Genomic DNA, 22,803 nt, shown 5'->3' with positions numbered 1-22,803 from the left:
AGCACACCGAAAAGGTGTGCTTTAGAGGTGAGTTAAGGATTCGATGGGTTATTTTGCAGATAACTCATCTTCCCAGCGCACTTGCGCGCCGCGAATACCGTCGACACGTTCACTAAACGCCTTCTCGAGCACATGGCGTTTGATCTTCAGTGTCGGAGTTAACACATCGTTTTCGATGGTCCAAGGTTCGTTCACGACCACAATCGCATCCACATGCTCATGGGACTCTAAATGTGGGTTCACGCTATCGAGTGTCGCTTTTAAAGATGCACGAACTTCTTCGCGGGCTTGTAAGGTCGCGCCCTCGGAAAGTTGCACTAACGCGACGGGATGCGGCAGGCCGGAACCAATGACGCAAATCAGCTCCACATGGGGATCCTGCGCGAGCTTACGTTCAATGGGTACTGGGGCGACATATTTACCCTTGGCGGTTTTAAAGTTGTCCTTCACCCGACCGGTAATAGTCACGCAACCATCGGCATCGATGGCACAGAGATCGCCAGTATGGAAGAAACCATCGGGATCGAAGGCCGCCGCTGTCGCTTCGGGTTGCAGATAATAGGCTGTCATCAGGCCGGGACTCTTCAGCAGCAGTTCGCCGTCTTCACCTTGGCGGATTTGGCAATCCTGCACAGGTTTACCCACAGTGCCAATTTTACGCGCATCGAAGGGGTAGTTGATGATGGAGTAAGCACAGTTTTCCGTCATGCCCCAGGCTTCACAAATATCCAAGCCAATGCTGTGGTACCAATGAATGAGTGAAGGCGGAATAGGCGCCGAGCCAGAGCCGAGTAAGCGGCAATGGTTGAGTCCTAACCCTTTGTGGATCTTGTGTTTTACTAGGCTACTAATCAGTGGGATCTTAAGCAGTAGATTGAGTTTGCCAACACCAATCTTGTCGATAATGTTCTTCTGGAACAGGCTCCATAGCCGTGGAACCGAGAAAAACACCGTCGGTTTAGCGCGCTGCACATCGGCAACGAAGGAGTCTAAGCTTTCGACGAAGGCAACTGTGCTGCCGGAATAAAAAGATGAGCCTTCGATCGCCACACGCTCGGTAATATGCGCTAACGGTAAGTAGGACAATAATCTGTCGTTACCATTGGTACGTAGATCGCGCACCACGGCTTGGCAAGTCCAGCCATAGCTGGCAAACGTCTGAATCGCACCCTTAGGTTGGCCCGTTGAGCCCGAGGTGTAAATCAGGGTCATGGTCTGATCTGGCTCAGGTAACGGCGCTTCAATCAAAGGGTTGCCCATCTTGAGCAGTTGTTCCCATTGATATTGAGCCGGCATGGTTTCATAGGGCATGGCAAGGCGGAGTAATTCGCCGCCGACGCCGGCTTCTTGATCGGCCCAGTGGTCGAGCTTGCCGAGGAAAATCGCTTTGGCACCACTATGTTGAAGCACATAGCGGATAGTATCTGTATTGGCGGTTGGGTAGATGGGAACGCTGATATAGCCGCCGTGCATCAGGGCGAGGTCGGTAATAAACCATTCGGCGCAGTTTTTAGAGAGCACGGCAATCTTATCGCCCGGCTCTAGGCCTAAATGGCGCAGTGCACCCGCGAGTTGCTGCACTTTTTCTTGCACTTCATTCCACGTGAAATCAAGGTATTGACCCTTGATGGGCTGGCGCAAATAGATTTCATCCCCACGCGTATTCGCCCAGTGCGCCAACATTTCGATTGGCGTCTTAATCGCATTATCCATAGGCAATTCCCTGTTCTTTATTGTTATTTTAACCCCAACATAGGTGCCCAGTATGGCGAGTTTTGTGAGGCCACGCAAATAGTTTGCAAGATTGTAAAATCTTAAAATTGACGGACTAGCCTATCGTTTGAGTATGAAATGAAAATGAACTTAATCACAGGTCAGAGCAGGAGCCGCGGGCGCATTAGGCAATAAAAAAGGCGCCTCAGCGCCTCTTAACATCGGTGGAAGCTTACAGCTCCATCACGCCGTCCATTTCGACTTGAGCATCCTTAGGCAGTTGCTTCACACCGATAGCGGCGCGAGCTGGGTAAGGTTGGCTAAAGTAACGGCTCATGATTTCATTCACTTTCGCGAAGTGGCTTAAGTCCGTCAGGAAGATATTGAGCTTAACGATATCGTTGATCGTGCCGCCAACTGCGGTACAAACGGCGGTTAAGTTTTCAAACACTTGCACTACCTGCGCCTCAAAATCATCGCTCACGATTTGCATTGTGCTTGGCACCAGTGGGATTTGGCCGGATAAATACACTGTATTGCCGACTTTAACCGCTTGAGAATAAGTGCCAATTGCCGCAGGGGCGTTTTCGGTCGCGATAATGATTTTTTCTGCCATGACGCTCTCTCTAAAGTAATGATTAACGATTACGGGATGTACGCAACACCTCGGGGAGTACCCGGATACGGCGCATCACGTTAGCTAAATGGATCCTGTCCTTCACCGAAATCCGCAGGTTAATCAAGTAAACGCGGCCATCGCGCTCTTCGGTGCTAAGGTTGTGAATGTTCGAGCCTTCGGCGGCGATAATCGAGGTGATCTTCGCCAGCGCGCCTTGGTGGTTAACAATTTCCACCCGCAGATTGGCTTGATACTCGACGCCTTCGACATTGTCCCACTGTACGGGAATGTATTTATCTGGCTCGCCCTGGTAACCGCGAATGTTAGCGCAGTTTTCCATGTGGACGACTAAGCCTTTACCTTGGCTCACGTGGGCTATCACCGCATCACCTGGAATAGGGCGGCAGCAGTTGGCGAAGGTTACTAACATGCCTTCGGCGCCACGGATTGGCATCAGGTGAGAATCGCGGCTCTCTTGATTCTCTAAATTATCGCCAATCAAACGTTGGGCGATGACGATGCTCATGGCATTGCCAAGGCCTATGTCGGCGAGTAAGGAATTTAAATTGGCGTGCTTGGTATCGCGCACGACTTTATCAATCTGCTCGGCTGGAATGCTATCGAGTTTGGTTTTACCCAGCGCATGGTTAAGCAAGCGGCGGCCAAGGGCGATAGCATCATCTGCTTTTAGGCTCTTGAGCACTTGGCGGATTTTGGCGCGGGCTTTACCCGTCACCACAAAGTTAAGCCAAGCGGCATTCGGACGCGCGCCTTTAGCAGTAATGATCTCAACGGTTTGACCGGAGATTAATGGCTGGCTTAACGGATAAGCTTGGCGGTTAACACGGGCGCCGACACAGGTATTGCCCACATCTGTGTGGACTTCATAGGCAAAGTCGACGGCGGTGGCGTTAACCGGTAATTCTAAAATGCGACCTTCGGGGGTAAAGACGTAAATCTCTTCGGGGAAGAGTTCAGTTTTAACGTTTTCCACGAATTCGAAGGAAGTGCTGGCGCTCTGTTGCAGTTCCAGCAAACTTTGCATCCACTTGCGGGCACGCACTTGCGTGGTGGTGCCTTGACCATCGGCGCCGCCTTTGTAAGCCCAGTGGGCAGCAACCCCTTTGTCGGCCATTTGGTCCATATCTTCGGTACGAATTTGGATCTCGACGGGTACGCCGTGGGGACCGAATAACGAGGTATGTAGCGACTGATAACCGTTGGCTTTGGGGATAGCGATATAATCTTTAAAGCGACCCGGACGCGGTTTATACAGGCCGTGCATGGCACCGAGCACGCGGTAACAGGTATCGATGGAGTCGACGATGACGCGAAAGGCGTAGATATCCATCACCTCTTGGAACTGCAGTTCCTTGCTCTGCATTTTGTTATAGATGGAGTAGAGGTTTTTCTCGCGACCTTTAACTTTGCCTTTAATGCCCGCATCGTTTAGGCGGGTGAGTACCGCAGCCTCAATGCCTTGAATGAGCTCTTTACGGTTGCCACGGGCAGCTTTAACCACTTCCTTTAACACCCTATAGCGCATGGGATAATAGGCTTGGAAGCCTAAATCCTCTAACTCCGTCTTGATATTGTGAATACCGAGTCGGTTGGCAATCGGCGCGTAAATCTCTAAGGTTTCGCGGGCAATGCGGCGGCGTTTATCGGGGCGCAACGCACCTAAGGTACGCATGTTGTGGGTGCGGTCGGCAAGCTTGATGAGAATAACGCGGATATCCTGCGTCATCGCCATCATCATTTTGCGAAAGTTTTCCGCTTGGGCTTCTTTTTTGTCGCGAAATTTCAGCTTGTCGAGCTTAGACACCCCTTCAACCAACTCTGCCACGGCTTCGCCAAATTGTTCGGCCAAGTCCTCTTTGGTGACATAGGTATCTTCGATGGTGTCGTGCAACAAGGCCGCCATCAGCGTCTCGTGATCGAGACGCATCTCGGCGAGGATGCGGGCAACCGCAACCGGATGGGTAATATAAGGTTCGCCGCTGGTGCGCATTTGCCCTTCATGGGCATCACGCGCAACTTGGTACGCCTGCTTGAGCAATTCTACCTGTTCGGGTTCTAAGTAACCGGAAGCAGACTCCTTTAGACCTTCAAACAGATACAAGTGGCAGCTCTCCTTTACCCAAACAGGTGTGACTCAATTAGACTTATAGTGAACGGCCTTCAGCGATGGCGGCAACAGCTGCGATTTCAGCTGCTTCACGCTCACGCACTGATTGACGCTCGTCAGCATCTAAAGTGTGAGCATTCACTAAACCTAGTTCGATTTCACGCAGGGCGATAACCGTTGGCTTGTCGTTCATCTCTTCAACCATAGGGTCTTTACCCTGCACGGCGATTTGGCGAGCACGACGCGCCGCAACCAGGATCATATCAAAACGGTTGCCGATTTGTTCTACGGCGTCTTCTACAGTTACGCGAGCCATGTGTTGAAACTCCAGTTTATCTAGGGAAAAAATGACGCAAAATTGTACACTAAGGCAGTTAGCCTGCCAACAGATCGTTAAGCATATCATTTTGCGCGTGGATCTGACTAGCACCCGTTAAGCGTTGGCTGCGAATGATCGCCCGCAGATCGGCCAGTGCTGTGTCAAAATCGTCATTGACGATAATAAAATCATATTCTTTATAGTGCGACATTTCAGAAACCGCCTGTGCCATACGGCTAGCGATCACATCAGCACTGTCTTGGCCGCGGCCTGTGAGTCGTCGTTCTAGCTCATCCCTTGAGGGCGGTAGAATAAACACGCCAACGGCCTCAGGCATCACGGCTTTAACCTGCTGGGCACCTTGCCAGTCGATATCGAGGAAGACATCGATGCCTTGAGTCAAAGTGTGCTCAATGACGTGGCGTGACGTGCCATAGTAGTTACCGAACACTTCAGCCCACTCGAAAAAGGCATTTTGCGCGATCAGCGCTTTAAATTCTTCAACATTAACAAAATGGTAGTGCTGACCATTCACTTCGCCGGGGCGAGGCGCGCGGGTAGTGTGCGACACTGAAACCTGCATGTCGGCGGGTTTGTCTTTCAGCAGCGCCGAAATCAGCGAGGATTTACCAGCACCACTCGGGGCTGAAACAATAAATAAATTTCCGCGTGCGGTCATGAGCAAAATATCCAGTTGGTTAACGCAAGAAGGGCCCAGAAAGCCGAGTATTATACAGATTTTGACCTTAAAAACGCTAGGGCTAGTTAGTCGGCAATTGTAGTCTATGGCGGTTTTTATTGAAGGACGTTGTCCCGATTGGCGAATTTCACTCTTCACCGTTACTGCGTGGGCCAAGGTTTGAAATCGCAGTGCTTAGACACAGAGCCGTTGACCTGAGATTTAAGCCTGATTTAGTTTTAGATAGATATTATCGGCATTTTTATCCGTCTAGCGCCTTATTGCACTGACAATTGCGGCTAAATTCGTTACGCTCGTGCATATGCGACATTGAGAGTCGTGTGCGCTAGGATAATTTCACTATAAAGGAAGGGTCGTGCTGTTAAAATCTCTTTTCTGCCTTCATGGGCGTGATTCCCGTCCCCGCTTTGTGGCCATCAGTGTTGGTGTGTATTTGGGCATATCACTGGCTGTCGCCGCGTTTGGGCCGAACTTTTTAATGTATCTTTTAGCGCTAGTGGGCTTACCTTTGCTCGCTCTTACGGCGCTGCGCCGTTTAAATGATGCGGCTAAGCCTAAGGCCTTGGTTGCGGTATTTATTCTGCCGCTACTAATTTTACTGGCGCTGTATATAGTGGCTGCGCCGCCCGTAGTCGCCATTCTAGGGCTGGTCTTGGGCGCTGGTGCGACCTTTTGGGGCACGCGTTTAACCTCTCCCACGTTAGTGGAATACCGTTTGGGCTATTATGGCCCTGCATTAGATACCCCTACCTCGCAGGCCATTCCTCGTCGCCGAGTCGAACCCGTATTAACACCAAAGGCTGCTGCGGCACAGAATGCCACAGTCTCCCATGCTGCGCCGGATATTCCGGTATCGACAGAGACCGAAACCTATTCTCATACTGAGCCTACGAGTGCTTCTCCAGTTGTGGACGCCGAGTTGGATGCCTTGCGTCAAGATGAGCTGCGTTTCGATGCGTTAACGAAAATGACGCAAAATCCAGCTGACTTTGTCGTGCAAGATGCGTTACTAGAGGGCCACGCCGATTTTCGCCCTGCTAATCAGAGCCGAGTAGAGCAAACTCGTATCGACATCGCCGATGTGGATTTAGCCCAAGTCGATTTACAGGGCGCGGAGTTTAAGCGCGCACCGCTCGACCCTGCCGAGCATAGTGATGAGCCAGTATGGCGTTTCGACCCCGATGAAGATACCGCGGCCTTTAACGATACTGAGCATGCTGAAGAAGTGCGCCGTCGCCGCGCCGAGGCGAAAGAGTCGGGCTCGATGACAGAGCTGTTTAGAGGTGTGGCTGAGTTTTTTGCCCCCTATAGACGTTTTATTAAGTTACCTTCTTTACCCAAGCTTGAGCGCCGTTATTGGTTGCCAGTCGGCGGCGGTGTGGGGGCGGTATTGTTAGTGCTGTTAGTGTGGGGATTATGGCCCAATAGCGATGAGTCTCAGGCTGACGAGGCTGTTCCTGTCGTGCCCTCGGCGCCTATTGCTGCAAGCGATCGTGTGACCTTAGATATGCCCGATGGTTTTTCGGTAGCGTTAGAGCAAGATGTGTTAATTATTCGCTGGTTAGGTGAACGTGGTAAGCCGCAAAACCTTTGGTCGATTGCCACTGCCAAGGGCGATAAGAGTTGTAGTGCGTTGGTATTTAATAATGGCACTGAGTATCGCACTATCAGCGTAGACTTGCTGGATGATTCTGCAACGGAGGCGCGTTTCACGCCGCTGGATACCGCCAGCATTATCACTGATCTGGCTCGCCGTGGCAGCATTGGTTTGTGTGGTTACAAGTTCAGCCTCAAGGGCAGCCAAGCGGTTTTAGAGCCTAATCGCAATTTTGGTAATTATTTAGCCCGTTAAATCGATAAAATTCTAGTCAGGACTAGAGGGGTAGATTACACTTTTGCTCCTCTTTTTCTCCAATCTTGTTTTAAATGTGCTCGCAAAGCCGATTGCGGCGAGGTTCGGGAAAATATCTTTAATACGAACTGAACACTAATCCCACATGAATACAGATTTGACCTTAGTCATTATGGCGGCAGGGCTAGGTAGTCGTTTTGGCGGCGATAAGCAATTGGCCTCCCTCGGTCCTGCGGGCGAACCCATGTTGGTGTTATCGATACAGTCGGCGATCCGCAGCGGGTTTAAGCGTGCCGTGCTGGTGATCCGCCCCGAATTAGAAGCGGAACTCCACGAACTGTTGATACGCTTTTTACCAGCTCACTTTGAGTATCACTTTTGTTATCAGTCGCTCACCGATTTGCCCGCCGAAGCGCAACTTGCAGATGTGAGCCATCGTTTAAAGCCCTGGGGAACGGCTCATGCCCTGTGGTGCGCCCGTGATAGTGTCAATGGGCCAATGGCGGTGATCAATGCCGATGATTTTTATGGCGACAGCGCCTTTGCTTCTTTAGCGAAGGGATTAACCGCAAGACCTAACGATTGGATGATGGTGGCTTATCCGATTGAGCTGACGTTATCTGAGCACGGTGGCGTGAATCGTGGCTTATGCCAAGTGGAGCAGGGGCAACTGCGTTCAGTCGCCGAATGGTTGAATATTCAAGCTCAAGATCATGGTTTTATCGGCGAAGGCCCTGAGGGATTGACACCGCTTCCTTCACAGTCGCTGGTCTCAATGACCTGTTGGGGCTTCTCGCCAAGCATATTTGATGTTATTAAACGTGAATTAACGGTATTTATCGAACAACAAGGCCAATTGCCTAAATCTGAATGCTATTTGCCCGCCGTGGTTCAGGCGGGAATTGAGCAAGGTGTGCCCGTGTTTGTTGATGTGGCCAGCGAACCTTGGCTCGGTGTGACCTATCCGCAGGATACTGTCTGGGTAAAGCAAAAATTAATGGAGTTATTGAGTGATTAAACTCATCAGGCAGTCAGTGTTGCCTCATTTTGGAATTGAAGCCGACGAAGCAAAAATCTCAGCGTTAGGGAATGGTCATATTAACGATACCTTGTTAGTGCGTTGGCCTACGGGTGAGTTAGTGCTGCAACGTATTAATACCCAAGTATTTAAGACGCCGCAGGCATTGGTGAGTAATGCCGATAAAATTAGCCATCATTTGTGTGCTAAGGCATTACAACAGCAATATGGCTTGCAGGTTGTGAGCCCTTGTCTCACTCAAGACGGCGAGCTGGCGATCGACTTGGGTGAGCAGGGATTTTGGCGCGCCATCAGTTATTTGCCTCACAGTCTAAGTATCGAAGTGGTCAAGTCTGAAGCCGAAGCCGAAATGGCGGCTAAGGCCTTTGGTCATTTTGCCTGTGCCTTGAGTGATTTCGACGCCACTCAGCTTGAGGATGTTATCCCGCAGTTCCATCATTTGCCGGGACGGATGGAAATGCTGCGCCAAGCGGTGCAGCAGGATAAAGCTAAGCGGTTAGACTCATGCCGTAACTGGGTCGATTACGCCCTGTCACAGCAGAATTTATTGGATGAGCTGGCTGAGATTTCGCCACAGCTCCCGCTGCGTATTTGCCATAACGACACTAAAATCAACAACATGCTGTTTGATAAGCGCGACATGTCGAGTATGGCAATTATCGATCTCGATACCTGCATGAAAGGGCATCTGATGTATGACTTTGGCGATATGGTGCGTACCTTCTGCTCGCCTGAAGCCGAAGATTCGACCGCCCTTGAGAATGTTAAAGTGCGCCAATCCATCTTTGCCGCCATTTGCCGTGGTTATTTAAGTGAGCTGGGTGAAGTGTTAACTGAGGTCGAAAAACGTAGCCTCTGGCTCGGGGCGCGAGTGATTTGCTTGATGATTGGCGTGCGTTTTTTAACGGACTATCTGAATGGTGACGTGTATTTCCATGTGCACCGTGAGGGCCATAATTTGGATAGGGCTGCGAATCAATTTACCTTGTATCAAAGCCTGTTAGATCAAGAAGCCGAGTTACAGGCTTACTTCTAACCCTGAAACGTCAACACGCCCTAATCAAACGCCCCATTTGGGGCGTTTTGTTTTTTGCTTATATACGACATAATTGCAACATTAAAACCCTAGTCTCATATGGATTTGGCTTGGAATGGGCACCCTCGAAGCTCCCACTGCATTAACGTGTTCGCGCCGTAGCGCTAGAAATCTCTGGTTAAGATGCACTCTGCGCCGCTCGCAGCAGGAGGCGGTTGCATCGTCGATGATGACGGCGACGAGCGATAACTTTTTCAATGCTTACGCGATTTTTCTCGGTGCTAGTCTTGCGCAAATGGGTTTTGTTACTGGTTTGCCGCAGCTCTTCGGGGCGATGTCGCAGTTGGTTTCGGTATGGTTAGCGAGTCATTTTTCCCGCCGTAGTTTTATTGTCTACTGCGCAGCTTTGCAGGCGTTGGTGGTATTGGGCATGGGCGCGTTAGCGGCCTTTCGCCCCGATCATGCTGTGTGGATATTTATCGGGCTCGCCGTGGGATACCATGGGTTTATCAATCTTATTCAACCCCATTGGCGCGCCTGGATGGGGTCTATCGTGCCCGAGCGTCGCCGTGGCGCCTTTTTTGCGGCGCGCACCCGCTTAACCATGGGCGCATCCTTAAGCGTATTCTTTATTGGCGGTGGGATTCTTACCTTTACCGATTCGCTGCAAATGGCCTGGTTAGGCTTTACTTTACTGTTTTCGATAGCGGCCATGGGGCGTTTTGTCTCTGCTTGGTTGTTATTGCAAATGCACGACCCGGATCCGCGCGAAGCCAAGCAGCGGGGCGTATTTATCCAAACTATCCGTAATTTTCGCGGAGCATGGAAGGATAAAACCTTTCGCCAATACAGCCTATTTGTGGCCAGTATGCAGGCGATGGTGGCCATCTCGGCGCCGTTTTTCGCCGTGTATATGTTGGAAGACTTGAAGTTTAGCTACATCGAATTTGTACTCGCCAGCGTGGCATCGATAGCCACTCAGTTTGTGACGCTGAGGTTTTGGGGGCGATTTAGCGATCAATTCGGCAATCGTTTGGTGATGATTATCACCAGCTGCATGATCCCAAGCTTACCGCTGCTGTGGTTGTTCTCGGATAACTATCTCTATATTCTGGCGATTCAGGCATTTTCGGGTCTAGCTTGGAGCGGCTTTACCCTAAGCACCGCCAATTATCTTTATGATATTCGTCCCTTTCGCAGTGACTTTGCCACCTATGCGGCGCTGCAGGCGTCACTCAGCGCGGGATTGGTGTTTGTGGGGGCCATGGTCGGCGGCACGATAGCTTCCCATGCGGCAGACTTTTTAGTCTGGTCAGGTTGGAATACTTGGCTCAGTAGCTCGATTTTTGTGGTGTTTTTGGTGTCGACCATACTGCGTGCATTCGTGACGCTATGGTTTATTCCGCGTTCGGTCGAGCCTAAAGTCAGGCCTCGGCCACAGTTACTGCAACTTATCTTCCGTATCCGCGGCTTTAATGCGATTTCGGGCGTGAGTCTCGACTGGTTAACTGTGGTAAAGCGCCGAAATACCCCTGACTAGCTTTCCCTATCATTGAGTTTTAAAGTTTATAATCAAAGAACTTACGTTTGTCTGGCCCTGAGGCATTAGCGCTGATCTTATTCGGATGTTTATATTCATCCCAACTGGCGACGTTGCGGCCGACATTAAGTTTAGGAAAGTTCTGTTGGTTTTCGGCGCTGGCTAATCCCATAAGTGATAATAGCTGGCCGAGGGCGCCTTGGCGGCTGACATCGATACTGAGGAAGTCGTGTCTACCCGCAAAGTAGTTAACCACTTCTGTTTTATGGCGTTGATAACAATCGATAAGATGTTGTTCATCCTGTGGATTTTCAACTAAACCGACACCAAAGCTATGGCGAAAACTGCGCTTCATGATTGGGTGGAATCGACCTGTTTTGGCATCCAAATGTGGCAGCATTCGACTCAGTAACATCTGCATCGACGCTACCCAAGAGTCTAACTCGCGGTCAAGATAAACAAACTTGGCTTTGGGGAATAATCCATCCAACTGTTTGAAATCACTAAAACAAGGTGCATCGGAAATCGCATCCGCCTGCATAAAGGCCTCTTTGGTAAACGCCATATGCGCCACTTTTAAACCTTGTTCCAATAACGCCACACTCACGCTCGTCGTCCCAGTTCGGGGCAAGCCGATAAAAATAACCTTCTGTTTTTGCTCGGCAGCCACCGACTCATGCTTAACTGCACTCGGCTCGATCGCGCTTGGCTTAATTGCATTTGGCCTGATGTCGTTTGGTTTAGTCGAATCGCACTGTGGCTGATTGAGCTGCACATCTGCACTATGGTTATGCCCTTGAGAATCGGGAAGGGTGGCAATAGTTGGGTTATCAGGCATGGATTGGGCTCAGCATTCTTGTCAGCGTGGTCGCGATGGGTGTGTAAATGGGGTTTTAACATTAGCGATTTATCAACGTTGGCAGTATATCGCAGCCAGCGGGTTTTGGCTGCGTAAAGCTGGCGTTGCGTTGGTATTGCTTTGTAGAGGCAATCAACAGCATAAATCCCTTTATGCTAGAAGCATTTGGGCAAGATGAGGCGATTACTTGTATTATTTGCCTCGTCTTGTGAGGCAAATAGGTTTGTTAATTGACTCATTGTGTGAGTAGAATAGGCTTGTTATTTGACTCATGGGGTAGGATATGTGGATTTGGCAGCAAGCCGATTGGCCTAAATTTCATTGGAATATCAGCAGAGTTGATGCCCTGCTACGTCAGGTATATTTCAATCAGGGCCAACTGTTAGGCAAGCAAATGCTAAGTGACGACGACAGCCAGTTAACCTCAGCGGCGGCACTCGACACCTTACTCGCTAACATTATCCACTCCAGTGCCATTGAAGGTGAAAAGCTCAATGCAGCTTCGGTGCGCTCATCCTTGGCTAAAAAACTCGGCGTGTCCGAAGACAAACCGTATCCGACCACGGCACAAACCGATGGTTTGGCCGACATTATGCTCGATGCCTTAAAAAATTTAGATACAGAGTTAACCCTTGAGCGGATATTAGGTTGGCATAAACAGTTATTTCCCCAGGGTTATACGCTGTTTAACCCCGTTATTGGTGGAGCGCTACGTGGCGATACGCCTATGCAAGTTGTCTCAGGCCGGATTGATAAACCAACGGTGCATTTTGAGGCCCCCTCTCGAGCGACTTTGGACGCTGAACTCTCGCAGTTTATTGAATGGTTTAATGCATCAAGGCAAGATCTGGGTTTAGATCCGCTTATCCGCGCGGCGATAACTCACCTATGGTTTGTCACTCTACACCCCCTTGATGATGGAAATGGACGCATCACGCGTTTATTGACTGATTTAGCTTTGGCGCAAGCGGAAAAACGCTCAATTCGCTTTTACGCTATGTCGGTCAGTATTCTGGCCCGTCGCCAAGCCTACTATGACATTTTAGAGTCCACCCAAAGGGGTAATGTCGATATTACTCCTTGGTTAGTATGGTTTTTTGAAACCCTTAATGATTGCTTACTCAATGCGATGGGAGAGGTGAACAAGACTCTTCGAAAAACGCAGTATTGGCAAAATCTCGATCAATCCTTATTGAGTCAAGAGCAAGCCAAAGTGCTCAATCGGATGTTAGATGGCGATTTTGAATTAGGAATGAATAGTAGCCAGTATCAAAAGGTCGCTAAGGTGAGCCGCGCTACCGCCACCCGTCACCTTGCGCAAATGGTCGAGCAAGGCTTCTTAGTAAAAGCCAACGCCGGCGGCCGAAGTACGAGGTACTTATTGCCGAGTGGGAAGTAGATGGATTCAGCGCCAATAATCATTTTGCATTTTGTGAGTGATTACCCTGTGTGATCTTATGCCAAAATCATTATGTGCTAGATATTGAATGTGACTTATAGTCCGTAGACGTATTGTCTACAAGTAAAGATCATCATGAAAACTCTTAGCAGGATTATTCATGGAAGATCATTTGCTTACCTCATTTGGTACTCATCTAAAAAGTTTGCGACTTGAGAGATCGTTTTCGCAGGAGCAGCTCGCATTAAAAGCTGACATGGACAGAACCTATGTCAGCGGCATTGAACGTGGTCAGCGTAATGTGAGTTTGATTAATATATTCAAGCTCGCTAAAGCCTTAGATATTCCCGCGAAACAACTTCTAGATTTTACCGTTGAGGGATCATTATGACTCAACGAGCATTTTATTCGGCGAGTTTTAAAGATTTTCTATCAGCAGAGCCCTATGCGATTACCGGACAGATATCACGTTTCCATACTCAGCATTTATTGTATTCACAAACTCGCGCTTGGTTGACTGAAATTGAAGTTCTCAAACGCTCCTTGACCGAGAGTGTTGAGCAAGAAGGGCATATTTTCATTGAGTTTATGATCCCACGAATGGGACGACGTGCTGATGTCGTGATGATATTTAAAGGGATTGTTTTTGTAGTAGAGTTTAAAATTGGCGCAACAGTATTTACCGCTGCAGATATGAGGCAAACTCATGGATATGCTTTAGATTTAAAGAACTTTCATCTAGGTAGCCATGATAAATATCTAGTCCCTCTGCTGGTCGCCACCAAAGCGACCAGCCAATCGAAAGATCCAATATTCGCAGGCGATAATGTTGCTTCGACCTTGTGCATTTCTCCCGATGAATTGTTTTCAAGAATGCGCCTAATTGCTGAACAGTTGAATCAACCTACTTTTGATCCCAATTTGTGGGCTGATTCTGGTTATTTACCGACGCCAACCATTATCGAAGCGGCACAAGCTCTGTATGCGTCGCACAATGTTGAAGATATTGCTCGTAGTGAAGCGGATACTCAAAATCTTGGGCAAACGAGCCTGCAATTACTTCAGTTGATTCACAATGCTCGGATCAATAAGCGAAAAATAATTTGTTTCGTTACCGGCGTTCCGGGGGCGGGTAAAACCCTTGTGGGGCTTAATATTGCGAGTATTCACGCAAACAGGGAAGAGAATGAGTATTCTGTTTTCCTCAGTGGTAATGGCCCCTTGGTGGCGGTACTACAGGAAGCCTTAGCTAGGGATAGATCGTCCAGAACTGGTGATTCTATCAGTGCAACCAGAAAGGAGACTGAATCATTTATTCAAAATATCCATCGCTTTAGGGATGAATACCTGCATGGTGGCGTGCCGCCTGAAAAAGTGGCCATATTTGATGAGGCTCAACGGGCGTGGGATAAAGAGCAGGCAAGCGATTTTATGCGCCGTAAGCGAGGTATTGTCGACTTTGATAAATCAGAGCCTGAATTTCTCATCGAAGTAATGGACCGTCGTCAAGACTGGGCGTTTATTATTGCGCTAGTAGGTGGTGGACAGGAGATTAATAAAGGTGAGGCAGGACTAGCAGGTTGGTTGGATGCGCTTAAGGCCAAGTTCTTAGATTGGGATGTCTATTTTTCCACAGCTTTATTGTCAGGTGAGTATGTTTCGCTAGGCGTAGATCTGAATGCGGTTTCAAGGGCGAATGTCTTACCTAACTTACATCTTGCCACATCAATGCGATCTTTCCGTGCTGAAAAGTTGTCCAGTTTTATTCATTACTTGGTTGCTGGGCAATGCGGGCTTGCTGTTAGCATTTATAAAGATCTAGAGCATGTCTACCCTATCAAAGTCACTCGGGATATAGCTAAAGCCAAAGCTTGGGTTAATCTTCACAAACGAGCCAATGAGTCTATGGGGCTGCTTGCTTCTTCTAACGGCATTAGGCTTAAAGCTGAGGGTATTTTCGTTAAGAACGAGATAGACCCCGCTAAGTGGTTTTTAAGTGGTGCTGAAGATATTCGTTCTGCCGAATTTTTAGAGGATGTTGCTACTGAATTTGATGTACAAGGGCTAGAGCTAGACTGGTGTGTTGTGGCTTGGGATGCAGATTACCGTTTCAATGCTCACGCATTTGAGCATTGGCAGTTTGTAGGAACCAAATGGCAAAAACGAAGCCAATTAGTTCGGCAAAAATACCTTGAAAATGCTTATCGCGTATTGTTGACTCGAGCTCGTCAGGGCATGGTGATATTCGTTCCTAAAGGCGATAAATCAGATGAGACTCGAGATCCCAATTTTTATGATCATACTTATAAGTATTTGATAGATTGTGGGATTGGTGAGATTTAGTAAAAGAAAGGGTCGGAATTGTTCGACCCTTTTGGTTATTTTGAAACGAAAAAACTAATAAATTCATCAAGGTCACTAAAGACCTTGATTTGTTTGTCTTGAATATTTCTTGCAGCAGTTTTTATCCAGTCAAAAGCTTTTTGTTTATAGCCTTTCCCACCCAGTAAAATGACTAAATTGTGTTCTGGCGCGAGGCGAAGAGACTCTAGGAAAAAAGGAAATTTTTGATCGACAGAACCGCTTTGCTCTTGCTTGTGAGCTTCAATTCGGACTGCTCCTAGTGTTTGATGCTGTACTAAGAATGCTGCCTTTCGAATTCCACCATACATATCTGTATAAGGCGCACTTTTAAGGAACTCGTTTTGAGATGGAACACCTTGTACTTCACGGAAGCCTAGCGCTACAAGGGATTGTTCTACTTGATCACAAAATTTCTGATTGGATAACATGCTCGCTTCATATTTACCTGAGTCTACTTCAGGTAAATCTTCAAAAAGTGATTCTTGGTTCATTCTCCATCCTTGGTTATTAAATCGCCCTTTAATGTAGCATTGAGAGTGGCTGATTTTCAATCAGTTAGACCAGCTACTCAAAATTGTTCTATCACTTTGAAATTTATCCAAACTTGCCACTCGCCAATTTCTCCATCAAAAACTCAATCAATACCGTTACTTTGGTTGGGAGGTATTTTCGCTGTGGATACACGGCGTAAATGCCGTGTTCGGGTAGCGGATAGTCTGTAAGTAACGCCTGTAAACGCCCAGCCTGTAGATCGGACTCTACGATAAAGCGCGGTAGGTTGGCGATGCCAAGGCCATCGAGACAGGCTTGGTGGATAGCATCGCTATTATTCACCTGATAGTTGCCTTTGGGTTGAACACGTTGCGCGCCATCGGGACTGTGGAAACTCCATTCCACACCATCTTGAAAGTAACTGTAAAACAAACAGTTGTGCTGAGTTAACTCGCTAGGAGTCATGGGTGAACCGTGCTGCGCGAGATAGGCTGTCGACGCGCAAATCACGCTCAAACAAGGGGCTATTTTGCGGGCGATAAGGCTGGAGTCGGGCAGTTCACCGATACGAATGGCTAAATCAAAACCGCCTGCGATTAAATCTGTGGTCTTGTCATCCATTTGCATTTGTAGCTGAATATCGGGGTAACGTTTTAAAAACTCAGCGATTAAAGGCGCAATATACAAGCGGCCAAACACCATAGGCACGGAAATTCGCAGATTGCCTTTAGGAACTTGCTGCAATTCGGAGATGGCATCCAATCCTTCTTGGGTGAGCTGTACCGCCGGGCGAATATATTCGAAATAGCGCGCGCCAGCATCCGTTAGGCTCAAACTGCGAGTGGTGCGTTGTAACAGTTGAATCCCTAAGTGTTGCTCCAACTGTGTGATTCGTTTGCTGATGGCTGATTTACTCAGCCCAAGTTTTTGTCCCGCAGCGGAAAAGCTACCGCATTCCACCACAGTGACGAAAATGGGCAGGGCGGAAAAATGTTCCATGCAGGGCTTCCTTTATCAAACGATGATGTAACAGCCGAGACTTGGCTGTAGGTCTTGTTTATATCACGTTAAGCTGAGTATGAGGGGATTTAGGGCCTCACTTGCATCTCGCTTTTCGCTTAAAGCGGAAATCATCAACATTAATTGTCAGCTAAAGCTCAACAATAAGTTTCTATAACGGTGGATTATAAGGCCTAAACTATCACTGTAGACTATTTTGCAACAAAAATGGATGGACTGTTTTGATGCAAACGTCAAACAAACTGACCTTATTTATGTCCTTTGTGGCGCTCTGCTCCGGCGTTTTACTGGCATTAATGATTAAGCTCAATAGCCAGCTTGCTATGTATAGCTCACCGCTTTTGGCATCTTGGATGGCTCATGGTATTGGCGCAATAACAGTATTGTTGATGCTGTTTTTACTGAGAAAAAGGCTGGTGGGTAAAGAAGCCAAGTTGGCTTTGAATGCCGATGCGAGTCGATCACTGTTACCTTGGTGGGCGTATTTAGGTGGCGTTCCTGGTGCTGCGACGGTTGTGTTGGCCGCTGTCACAGTCAACAGTGAATTAGCCTTGGCTGGCACCTTAGCGTTAATGCTTGTGGGGCAGTTAATCTTGAGCTGTATATTTGACTGTTGCGGTTATTTCGGTGTCGTTAAGCGGCGCATTCGATTCACAGAAGTCATTGCTATGGTAATGATTTTGTTGGGAGCCTTGTTAGTGATTTATTCACACTAGCTGGCGTAGCAGGGGAAATTGAATGGAATTGATGGTACTTATCGCACTGCTTAATGGCGGTTTAATTGCCTTAAGCCGAACCTTTAATGGTGCCTTGGCAAAACATAGCCATGCGTTAATCGCATCTTGCTGTAATCATATTGTGGGCTTTGTAGTCTTGAGTGCATGGATAATCTGCCTAGAGAGTGGTGCAAATCAGCTACAAGGGCAGCCGCCAATGTATTTGTACCTTGGTGGAGTCATTGGCGCTTTATTTGTCGTGCTAAATAGTTGGGCATTGCCATCGTTAGGGGTGATGCGTTGTACTTTGCTCGTAATATGTGGGCAGATGCTGACAGGCGTTGTGCTGGATATAATATCTCGCGCCAACGGTATGCATTGGGCGTCGCTCGTTGGAGTATGTTTGATGTTAGCGGGTGTCGTGTTCCTTAATCGGGTGAAGCAACCTACGCCGAAGGTAAAGCATGCGAATTGCTCGTTGTGATATGGCGTTAATTGCCGTTCAACCTCATCATATCGTAGCGAACGGGTTGCTTTGTGATTCTCGGGTATGTGAAAACCGAGCCAAGTTGGGGTTGGCTGTTGTGTTGATTATTTTTAGGGTTGTCGCATCGTTTTTCATGCTTAGCATTTGATTTTTTTGTTTGTTATTAGGAGTGTTATGTCGTTCTCAAGCCAGACTAATTCTTCGGCCGCACCTTACTCTTGGGTGCTTTTCGATGCCGATGAAACCCTCTTTTATTTCGATGCTTTTGAAGGACTGAAGCGGATGTTTTCAGGCTTTGGCATCGATTTTACTCGGGCCGATTTCGATGAATATCAAAGTGTAAATAAGCCGCTGTGGGTTGAGTATCAGGATGGCAAGATCAGCGCCGCCGAACTGCAAACCATACGCTTCGAGCCTTGGGCGGCAAAGCTTACTGTGAACCCACAAACCCTAAACAGTGCATTTTTAACGGCTATGGCCGAGATTTGTGCGCCCTTGCCCGGCGCCCGTGAATTGTTGGCCGCGCTGCAGGGAAAAGCCAAAATGGGGATCATCACCAATGGTTTTACCGAGTTGCAGACAGTGCGTTTAGAGCGTACTGGTTTACAGCATCATTTTGATATTTTAGTTATTTCAGAAAAAGTGGGCATCGCAAAACCCGATGTCGGTATCTTTGAATACGCTCTCGAGTTGATGGGCCAGCCTGCGCGCGAACAAGTGTTGATGGTGGGCGATAACCCACATTCAGACATTCAAGGCGGCATCAATGCGGGATTCCACACCTGTTGGTATAACGTCCATGGACACGCAGCACCCGCAGGTATTCGCCCGCACTTTCAAGTCGCCTCCCACCATGAGTTACAGCAGAAGCTAATCTCATTACTCGGCTAGCTTTCAAAAAACCAAAAGCCCTAAAAAAGGGCTTTTGGTTTTAGATAACACAAATAACACTATTCCACGTTTTGGATCTGTTCGCGCATTTGCTCTATTAAAACTTTAAGTTCTACTGCTGCAGCGGTGATTTCTGTGCTGATGGATTTTGAGGCGAGGGTGTTAGATTCGCGGTTAAATTCCTGCATCATAAAATCTAAGCGACGGCCTTCGCTGCCGCCTTTTTTGAGGATGCGGCGCGCTTCGGTGACATGGGCTTCGAGTCTGTCCATCTCTTCGGCCACATCTTGTTTTTGCGCTAACAGGATCATCTCCTGCTCTATGCGGGCGGGATCGAGTTCACCTTTGATTTCAGCGAGGCGATTGGTGAGTTTATCGCGCTGATATTCCATCACTTTAGGCATGTGCTCGCGCACGATAGCAATTTGCTCTTCGACGCCTTCTAAACGGCTTAACAACATTTCTTTAATCGCTGCACCTTCGCGGCCACGGGCTTCGATAAACTGGTCTATTGCTAAATCGAAAGCCGTTAATAGCTCGGCGCCAATGGCATCCATATCTTGCTCTGAGCTTGAGAGCACACCAGGCCAGCGCAAAATGTCAGTCAGGCTCACTTCGCCTTGGCCGGCTTCTTGTTTTAACCAGCTGGCAGCGTCGAGCAACTGCTTGGCTAGCCCTTGGTTTAATTTGAGTTCGCTGTTGCTGTTATCGGCTAACTCATAGCGTAAATTGACCTCGACTTTACCGCGGCTTAAACGTTTACGCAGACGGTCGCGCAGTACGGGTTCGAAGCTGCGGAATTGTTCTGGTAGACGTAGGTAAGTTTCGAGATAACGCTGGTTGACTGAGCGAATTTCCCAAGAGGCGGTGCCCCATTGTGCTTTGTGCTCGATGCGAGCGTAGGCTGTCATGCTTTGGATCATGGGATTGTCCTAATGGTTGAATCGTCATATTGATAGGCGATTATAGAGTCAATGGCTTTAGGATTAAAGGCATACAATATACTGCTAGGGGTTAAGCTAGCATTTAAAGATGGGGAGTTTGTCAGAGAATGGCCCTAGGCATGGCATCCTCAGGCACAAATCCCTATAATATGCAGCCAAAATCGGTCAATGACTCAGAATACAGGAATCTCGCATGCGTCCAAGTAACAGAACGCCAGCACAAACACGTCCCATCACTATCACTCGCCAGTTTACGGCCCACGCCGAAGGTTCTGTGTTAGTGGAGTTTGGCGAAACCAAAGTACTTTGTACCGCCAGTTTTACTGAGGGTGTGCCACGTTTCCTAAAAGGTCAGGGACAAGGCTGGGTGACGGCAGAATACGGTATGTTGCCACGTTCAACCCACAGCCGTATGGACCGTGAAGCGGCTCGCGGCAAGCAATCTGGCCGTACTCAAGAGATCCAACGTCTGATTGGTCGTGCACTGCGTGCTTGCGTCGATATGAAAGCCCTTGGTGAAAACACTATCGTTATCGATTGCGATGTGATCCAAGCCGATGGCGGTACTCGCACCGCGTCTATCACAGGTGCCTGTGTGGCTTTAGTTGATGCGCTGAACTGGGCCCGTGGTAAGGGCATTATCAAGTCTAACCCGCTGAAGTTTTTGATTGCTGCGGTCAGCGTTGGTATCTACAACGGCGAAGCGATCAGCGATCTCGAATATGTGGAAGACAGCGCTGCCGAAACCGATATGAACGTAGTTATGACGGAAACCGGTAAGATTATTGAAATTCAAGGTACGGCCGAAGGTGAGCCGTTTAGCCATGAAGAATTGATTGAGCTACTCGGGTTGGCGAAGAACAGTATTCGTGAAATCGTCGATGTGCAGAAAGCCGCATTGAATTAATTGTTGTTGATAAGAAGCCCCGTTATGGGGCTTTTTATTAAATCAATATTGCTATAACCCAATAAAAATAGAACGTTAAAGTCGTAAGGAGAGATTGTGAAAGCCTATCAACGTGAGTTTATTGAATTTGCCCTAGAGCGTCAGGTACTGCGATTCGGTGAGTTTACCCTTAAATCGGGCCGTATCAGTCCTTATTTCTTTAATGCGGGTTTATTCAATACTGGACGAGACCTTGCGCGTTTAGGACGTTTTTATGCGGCGGCGTTAGTGGATTCAGGCATAGAGTATGATCTGTTGTTTGGCCCTGCCTACAAAGGTATTCCGATTGCGACCACGACGGTGGTGGCCTTGTGCGAACACCATGATATCGATATTCCCTACTGCTTTAACCGTAAAGAGAAAAAAGATCACGGTGAAGGCGGCAGCTTAGTCGGTAGCGAGCTTAAAGGTCGGGTAATGTTGGTGGACGATGTGATCACCGCAGGTACGGCAATTCGTGAGTCGATGGAAATCATCGAGGCCCATCAGGCGCAGCTGGCTGGCGTATTAATCGCGCTGGATAGACAAGAGAAGGGCAAGGGCGAACTGTCGGCCATCCAAGAGGTTGAGCGTGATTTTGGCTGCGGTATTGTGGCGATCATCAAGCTTGCGGATCTGATCAGCTACCTGTCAGAAAAACCGGGTATGGAAGCGCAACTGGCTGCGGTAAGCCAGTACCGTGAGCAATATGGCATTGAGGCCTAATAAGGCTTAAGCCTGTGATAAACTGCTAAAACAAAAACGCTGCGATTCGATAAGAATGGCAGCGTTTTTTTATGCCCTGATTAAATCCAACAGCTTATTTGGATTGATTTAAAAACTCGGCACGGGTGGCGGGGTTAGATTTAAAAATGCCCCCTAAGGCGGTGGTTGTGGTGGAGCTGGTGGAGTCCATCACGCCGCGGGATTTGACGCAGTAATGCACCGCATCCATTTTCACGGCCACGTCTTTGGTTTCGAGCAGGGTTTGCAAGGCTACTAACACTTGCTGAGTTAAGCGCTCTTGTACCTGTGGACGCTGGGAGAAGAAACGCACTATGCGGTTAATCTTTGATAAACCGATAATTTTCTTACGAGGAATATAAGCGATCGTCGCTGTGCCATCGATAGTGACTAAGTGATGCTCACAGGTACTGGTCAGGCTGATATCCTGCACGCGCACCATCTCATCGAAGCCCATTTTGTTATCAATGACAGTGATCTTCGGGAAGTTCTCATAGTCTAAGCCGGAGAAAATTTCGTCGACATACATTTTGGCGATGCGGCGTGGAGTATCGGCAAGACTGTCGTCGGAAAGATCCAGTGACATTAGCGTCAGGATTTCCTTCATATGGAATTCAATCTTGTCCTTACGCTCTTCAGGCGTAAACACATTGGGGAGCATGGGGGTTTCAAGTCCGCGTTCTTGTAGGGCGGCTTGTACTTTTACTGCTGCTTCACTTAATGCCATCTTATCCTCCACTACTGCAGTAGCGGCTATCACTAAAAACCTAGCACCCTAAACTGAGTTTGTACAATGGGTGAACTCAGGTACAAATCGACTCGTTCTTATCTGGGTAAGAACAAGGTGGGGGAGAATAGCGCGAATTGCGGATAATTCATACCAAAAAACGCTCACGCTGAAGATGAAAAAGCCGATAGTCCTTATCGATTATCGGCTCCTTGAGGCGCTAAAACATCATTATCTTGATGAAGATAATAGGGCGTGTTGACGTTTCAGGGTTATTTTTGCGGCAATG

At 48.3% G+C, this 22,803-nt stretch carries 22 protein-coding genes; 12 read left to right on the top strand and 10 right to left on the bottom strand.

All coding sequences use genetic code 11. From position 1 onward, the window contains the following. Positions 1-48 precede the first annotated feature (48 nt). From K0H59_RS19225 to gmk, 5 genes are all read right to left on the bottom strand, one after another. The gene (locus tag K0H59_RS19225) at positions 49-1,713 is read right to left on the bottom strand and encodes an AMP-binding protein (RefSeq protein ID WP_220054069.1); all 1,665 of its coding nucleotides are present in this window, start codon (positions 1,711-1,713) and stop codon (positions 49-51) included. Positions 1,714-1,945: 232 nt separating this feature from the next. Continuing rightward, complete coding sequence (locus K0H59_RS19220) at positions 1,946-2,329, bottom strand: RidA family protein (RefSeq protein ID WP_220054068.1); 384 nt, start codon at positions 2,327-2,329, stop codon at positions 1,946-1,948. 22 nt (positions 2,330-2,351) lie between these two features. Beyond that, positions 2,352-4,454: a bifunctional GTP diphosphokinase/guanosine-3',5'-bis pyrophosphate 3'-pyrophosphohydrolase gene (gene spoT, locus K0H59_RS19215; RefSeq protein ID WP_011624879.1), complete on the bottom strand. Its 2,103-nt coding sequence runs from the start codon at positions 4,452-4,454 to the stop codon at positions 2,352-2,354. Between the two features lie 43 nt (positions 4,455-4,497). Next, on the bottom strand, positions 4,498-4,776 hold the full coding sequence (rpoZ, locus tag K0H59_RS19210) for a DNA-directed RNA polymerase subunit omega (RefSeq protein ID WP_011624339.1): 279 nt from the start codon (positions 4,774-4,776) through the stop codon (positions 4,498-4,500). A 58-nt stretch (positions 4,777-4,834) separates the two neighbouring features. Continuing rightward, the gene (gene gmk / locus K0H59_RS19205) at positions 4,835-5,458 is read right to left on the bottom strand and encodes a guanylate kinase (RefSeq protein WP_086903081.1); all 624 of its coding nucleotides are present in this window, start codon (positions 5,456-5,458) and stop codon (positions 4,835-4,837) included. A 376-nt stretch (positions 5,459-5,834) separates the two neighbouring features. Between gmk and K0H59_RS19200 the strand changes: the two genes are divergently transcribed. From K0H59_RS19200 to K0H59_RS19185, 4 genes are all read left to right on the top strand, one after another. After that, positions 5,835-7,331 (top strand): hypothetical protein, encoded by a 1,497-nt coding sequence (locus K0H59_RS19200; protein WP_220054067.1) that lies wholly within the window; start codon positions 5,835-5,837, stop codon positions 7,329-7,331. A gap of 145 nt (positions 7,332-7,476) precedes the next feature. After that, positions 7,477-8,349, top strand: a complete 873-nt coding sequence (locus tag K0H59_RS19195; protein WP_220054066.1) for an NTP transferase domain-containing protein — start codon at positions 7,477-7,479, stop codon at positions 8,347-8,349. Continuing rightward, positions 8,342-9,406: a phosphotransferase enzyme family protein gene (locus K0H59_RS19190; protein WP_220054065.1), complete on the top strand. Its 1,065-nt coding sequence runs from the start codon at positions 8,342-8,344 to the stop codon at positions 9,404-9,406. Before K0H59_RS19195 ends, K0H59_RS19190 begins: the two co-directional genes overlap by 8 nt. 115 nt (positions 9,407-9,521) lie before the next feature. After that, positions 9,522-10,946: an MFS transporter gene (locus K0H59_RS19185; RefSeq protein WP_220054064.1), complete on the top strand. Its 1,425-nt coding sequence runs from the start codon at positions 9,522-9,524 to the stop codon at positions 10,944-10,946. Between the two features lie 19 nt (positions 10,947-10,965). Here the strand turns inward: K0H59_RS19185 and K0H59_RS19180 are convergent, their stop codons facing one another. Next, complete coding sequence (locus K0H59_RS19180) at positions 10,966-11,784, bottom strand: sulfotransferase family protein (protein WP_220054063.1); 819 nt, start codon at positions 11,782-11,784, stop codon at positions 10,966-10,968. 304 nt (positions 11,785-12,088) lie between these two features. Here K0H59_RS19180 and K0H59_RS19175 point away from each other — a divergent pair, with 304 nt between their 5' ends. The 3 genes from K0H59_RS19175 (at position 12,089) to K0H59_RS19165 (ending at position 15,547) form a co-directional block, all read left to right on the top strand. After that, positions 12,089-13,204, top strand: a complete 1,116-nt coding sequence (locus K0H59_RS19175) for a Fic family protein (protein ID WP_220054062.1) — start codon at positions 12,089-12,091, stop codon at positions 13,202-13,204. A 160-nt stretch (positions 13,205-13,364) separates the two neighbouring features. Further along, entirely contained in the window at positions 13,365-13,595 is a 231-nt protein-coding gene (locus K0H59_RS19170; RefSeq protein ID WP_011624886.1) for a helix-turn-helix domain-containing protein, read from the top strand. Then, entirely contained in the window at positions 13,592-15,547 is a 1,956-nt protein-coding gene (locus K0H59_RS19165) for a DUF2075 domain-containing protein (protein WP_220054061.1), read from the top strand. Before K0H59_RS19170 ends, K0H59_RS19165 begins: the two co-directional genes overlap by 4 nt. A gap of 35 nt (positions 15,548-15,582) precedes the next feature. Here K0H59_RS19165 and K0H59_RS19160 read toward each other — a convergent pair whose 3' ends face one another. Continuing rightward, on the bottom strand, positions 15,583-16,059 hold the full coding sequence (locus K0H59_RS19160; protein WP_086903054.1) for a PD-(D/E)XK nuclease superfamily protein: 477 nt from the start codon (positions 16,057-16,059) through the stop codon (positions 15,583-15,585). A gap of 103 nt (positions 16,060-16,162) precedes the next feature. Beyond that, positions 16,163-17,059, bottom strand: a complete 897-nt coding sequence (locus K0H59_RS19155) for a LysR family transcriptional regulator (RefSeq protein WP_220054060.1) — start codon at positions 17,057-17,059, stop codon at positions 16,163-16,165. Positions 17,060-17,304: 245 nt separating this feature from the next. Between K0H59_RS19155 and K0H59_RS19150 the strand changes: the two genes are divergently transcribed. The 3 genes from K0H59_RS19150 to yjjG all read left to right on the top strand — a co-directional run bounded on the left by K0H59_RS19150 (position 17,305) and on the right by yjjG (position 19,174). Beyond that, a complete protein-coding gene (locus K0H59_RS19150) occupies positions 17,305-17,796 on the top strand; it encodes a DMT family transporter (RefSeq protein ID WP_220054059.1) in 492 nt (163 codons plus the stop codon). 22 nt (positions 17,797-17,818) lie between these two features. Next, entirely contained in the window at positions 17,819-18,280 is a 462-nt protein-coding gene (locus K0H59_RS19145; protein WP_220054058.1) for a DMT family transporter, read from the top strand. A gap of 177 nt (positions 18,281-18,457) precedes the next feature. Next, positions 18,458-19,174, top strand: a complete 717-nt coding sequence (gene yjjG / locus K0H59_RS19140; protein WP_220054057.1) for a pyrimidine 5'-nucleotidase — start codon at positions 18,458-18,460, stop codon at positions 19,172-19,174. Between the two features lie 59 nt (positions 19,175-19,233). Here yjjG and K0H59_RS19135 read toward each other — a convergent pair whose 3' ends face one another. Further along, a complete protein-coding gene (locus K0H59_RS19135) occupies positions 19,234-20,097 on the bottom strand; it encodes a YicC/YloC family endoribonuclease (protein ID WP_220054056.1) in 864 nt (287 codons plus the stop codon). A gap of 214 nt (positions 20,098-20,311) precedes the next feature. Here K0H59_RS19135 and rph point away from each other — a divergent pair, with 214 nt between their 5' ends. Next, the gene (gene rph / locus K0H59_RS19130) at positions 20,312-21,025 is read left to right on the top strand and encodes a ribonuclease PH (protein ID WP_011624329.1); all 714 of its coding nucleotides are present in this window, start codon (positions 20,312-20,314) and stop codon (positions 21,023-21,025) included. Positions 21,026-21,121: 96 nt separating this feature from the next. Beyond that, a complete protein-coding gene (gene pyrE / locus K0H59_RS19125; protein WP_220054055.1) occupies positions 21,122-21,769 on the top strand; it encodes an orotate phosphoribosyltransferase in 648 nt (215 codons plus the stop codon). Positions 21,770-21,863: 94 nt separating this feature from the next. On the opposite strand, the gene folE is transcribed toward pyrE, so the two are convergent. Then, complete coding sequence (gene folE / locus K0H59_RS19120) at positions 21,864-22,514, bottom strand: GTP cyclohydrolase I FolE (protein WP_011624327.1); 651 nt, start codon at positions 22,512-22,514, stop codon at positions 21,864-21,866. Positions 22,515-22,803 lie beyond the last annotated feature (289 nt).

Origin of the sequence: Shewanella sp. FJAT-51649 (genome assembly GCF_019457435.1) — a bacterium.
GTDB lineage: Bacteria > Pseudomonadota > Gammaproteobacteria > Enterobacterales > Shewanellaceae > Shewanella > Shewanella mangrovisoli.
This window is presented reverse-complemented; position numbering and strand designations above follow the sequence as displayed.

What these genes read in the sequence shown, in the direction of transcription:
- K0H59_RS19225 (WP_220054069.1), bottom strand. Translation starts at nt 1,713, where the DNA reads ATGGATAATGCGATTAAGACGCCAATCGAAATGTTGGCGCACTGGGCG.
- yjjG (WP_220054057.1), top strand. Translation starts at nt 18,458, where the DNA reads ATGTCGTTCTCAAGCCAGACTAATTCTTCGGCCGCACCTTACTCTTGG.
- K0H59_RS19220 (WP_220054068.1), bottom strand. Translation starts at nt 2,329, where the DNA reads ATGGCAGAAAAAATCATTATCGCGACCGAAAACGCCCCTGCGGCAATT.
- K0H59_RS19150 (WP_220054059.1), top strand. Translation starts at nt 17,305, where the DNA reads ATGCAAACGTCAAACAAACTGACCTTATTTATGTCCTTTGTGGCGCTC.
- K0H59_RS19160 (WP_086903054.1), bottom strand. Translation starts at nt 16,059, where the DNA reads ATGAACCAAGAATCACTTTTTGAAGATTTACCTGAAGTAGACTCAGGT.
- K0H59_RS19175 (WP_220054062.1), top strand. Translation starts at nt 12,089, where the DNA reads ATGTGGATTTGGCAGCAAGCCGATTGGCCTAAATTTCATTGGAATATC.
- K0H59_RS19155 (WP_220054060.1), bottom strand. Translation starts at nt 17,059, where the DNA reads ATGGAACATTTTTCCGCCCTGCCCATTTTCGTCACTGTGGTGGAATGC.
- K0H59_RS19165 (WP_220054061.1), top strand. Translation starts at nt 13,592, where the DNA reads ATGACTCAACGAGCATTTTATTCGGCGAGTTTTAAAGATTTTCTATCA.
- K0H59_RS19145 (WP_220054058.1), top strand. Translation starts at nt 17,819, where the DNA reads ATGGAATTGATGGTACTTATCGCACTGCTTAATGGCGGTTTAATTGCC.
- K0H59_RS19185 (WP_220054064.1), top strand. Translation starts at nt 9,522, where the DNA reads ATGGGCACCCTCGAAGCTCCCACTGCATTAACGTGTTCGCGCCGTAGC.
- gmk (WP_086903081.1), bottom strand. Translation starts at nt 5,458, where the DNA reads ATGACCGCACGCGGAAATTTATTTATTGTTTCAGCCCCGAGTGGTGCT.
- rph (WP_011624329.1), top strand. Translation starts at nt 20,312, where the DNA reads ATGCGTCCAAGTAACAGAACGCCAGCACAAACACGTCCCATCACTATC.
- rpoZ (WP_011624339.1), bottom strand. Translation starts at nt 4,776, where the DNA reads ATGGCTCGCGTAACTGTAGAAGACGCCGTAGAACAAATCGGCAACCGT.
- K0H59_RS19135 (WP_220054056.1), bottom strand. Translation starts at nt 20,097, where the DNA reads ATGATCCAAAGCATGACAGCCTACGCTCGCATCGAGCACAAAGCACAA.
- folE (WP_011624327.1), bottom strand. Translation starts at nt 22,514, where the DNA reads ATGGCATTAAGTGAAGCAGCAGTAAAAGTACAAGCCGCCCTACAAGAA.
- K0H59_RS19170 (WP_011624886.1), top strand. Translation starts at nt 13,365, where the DNA reads ATGGAAGATCATTTGCTTACCTCATTTGGTACTCATCTAAAAAGTTTG.
- K0H59_RS19195 (WP_220054066.1), top strand. Translation starts at nt 7,477, where the DNA reads ATGAATACAGATTTGACCTTAGTCATTATGGCGGCAGGGCTAGGTAGT.
- K0H59_RS19180 (WP_220054063.1), bottom strand. Translation starts at nt 11,784, where the DNA reads ATGCCTGATAACCCAACTATTGCCACCCTTCCCGATTCTCAAGGGCAT.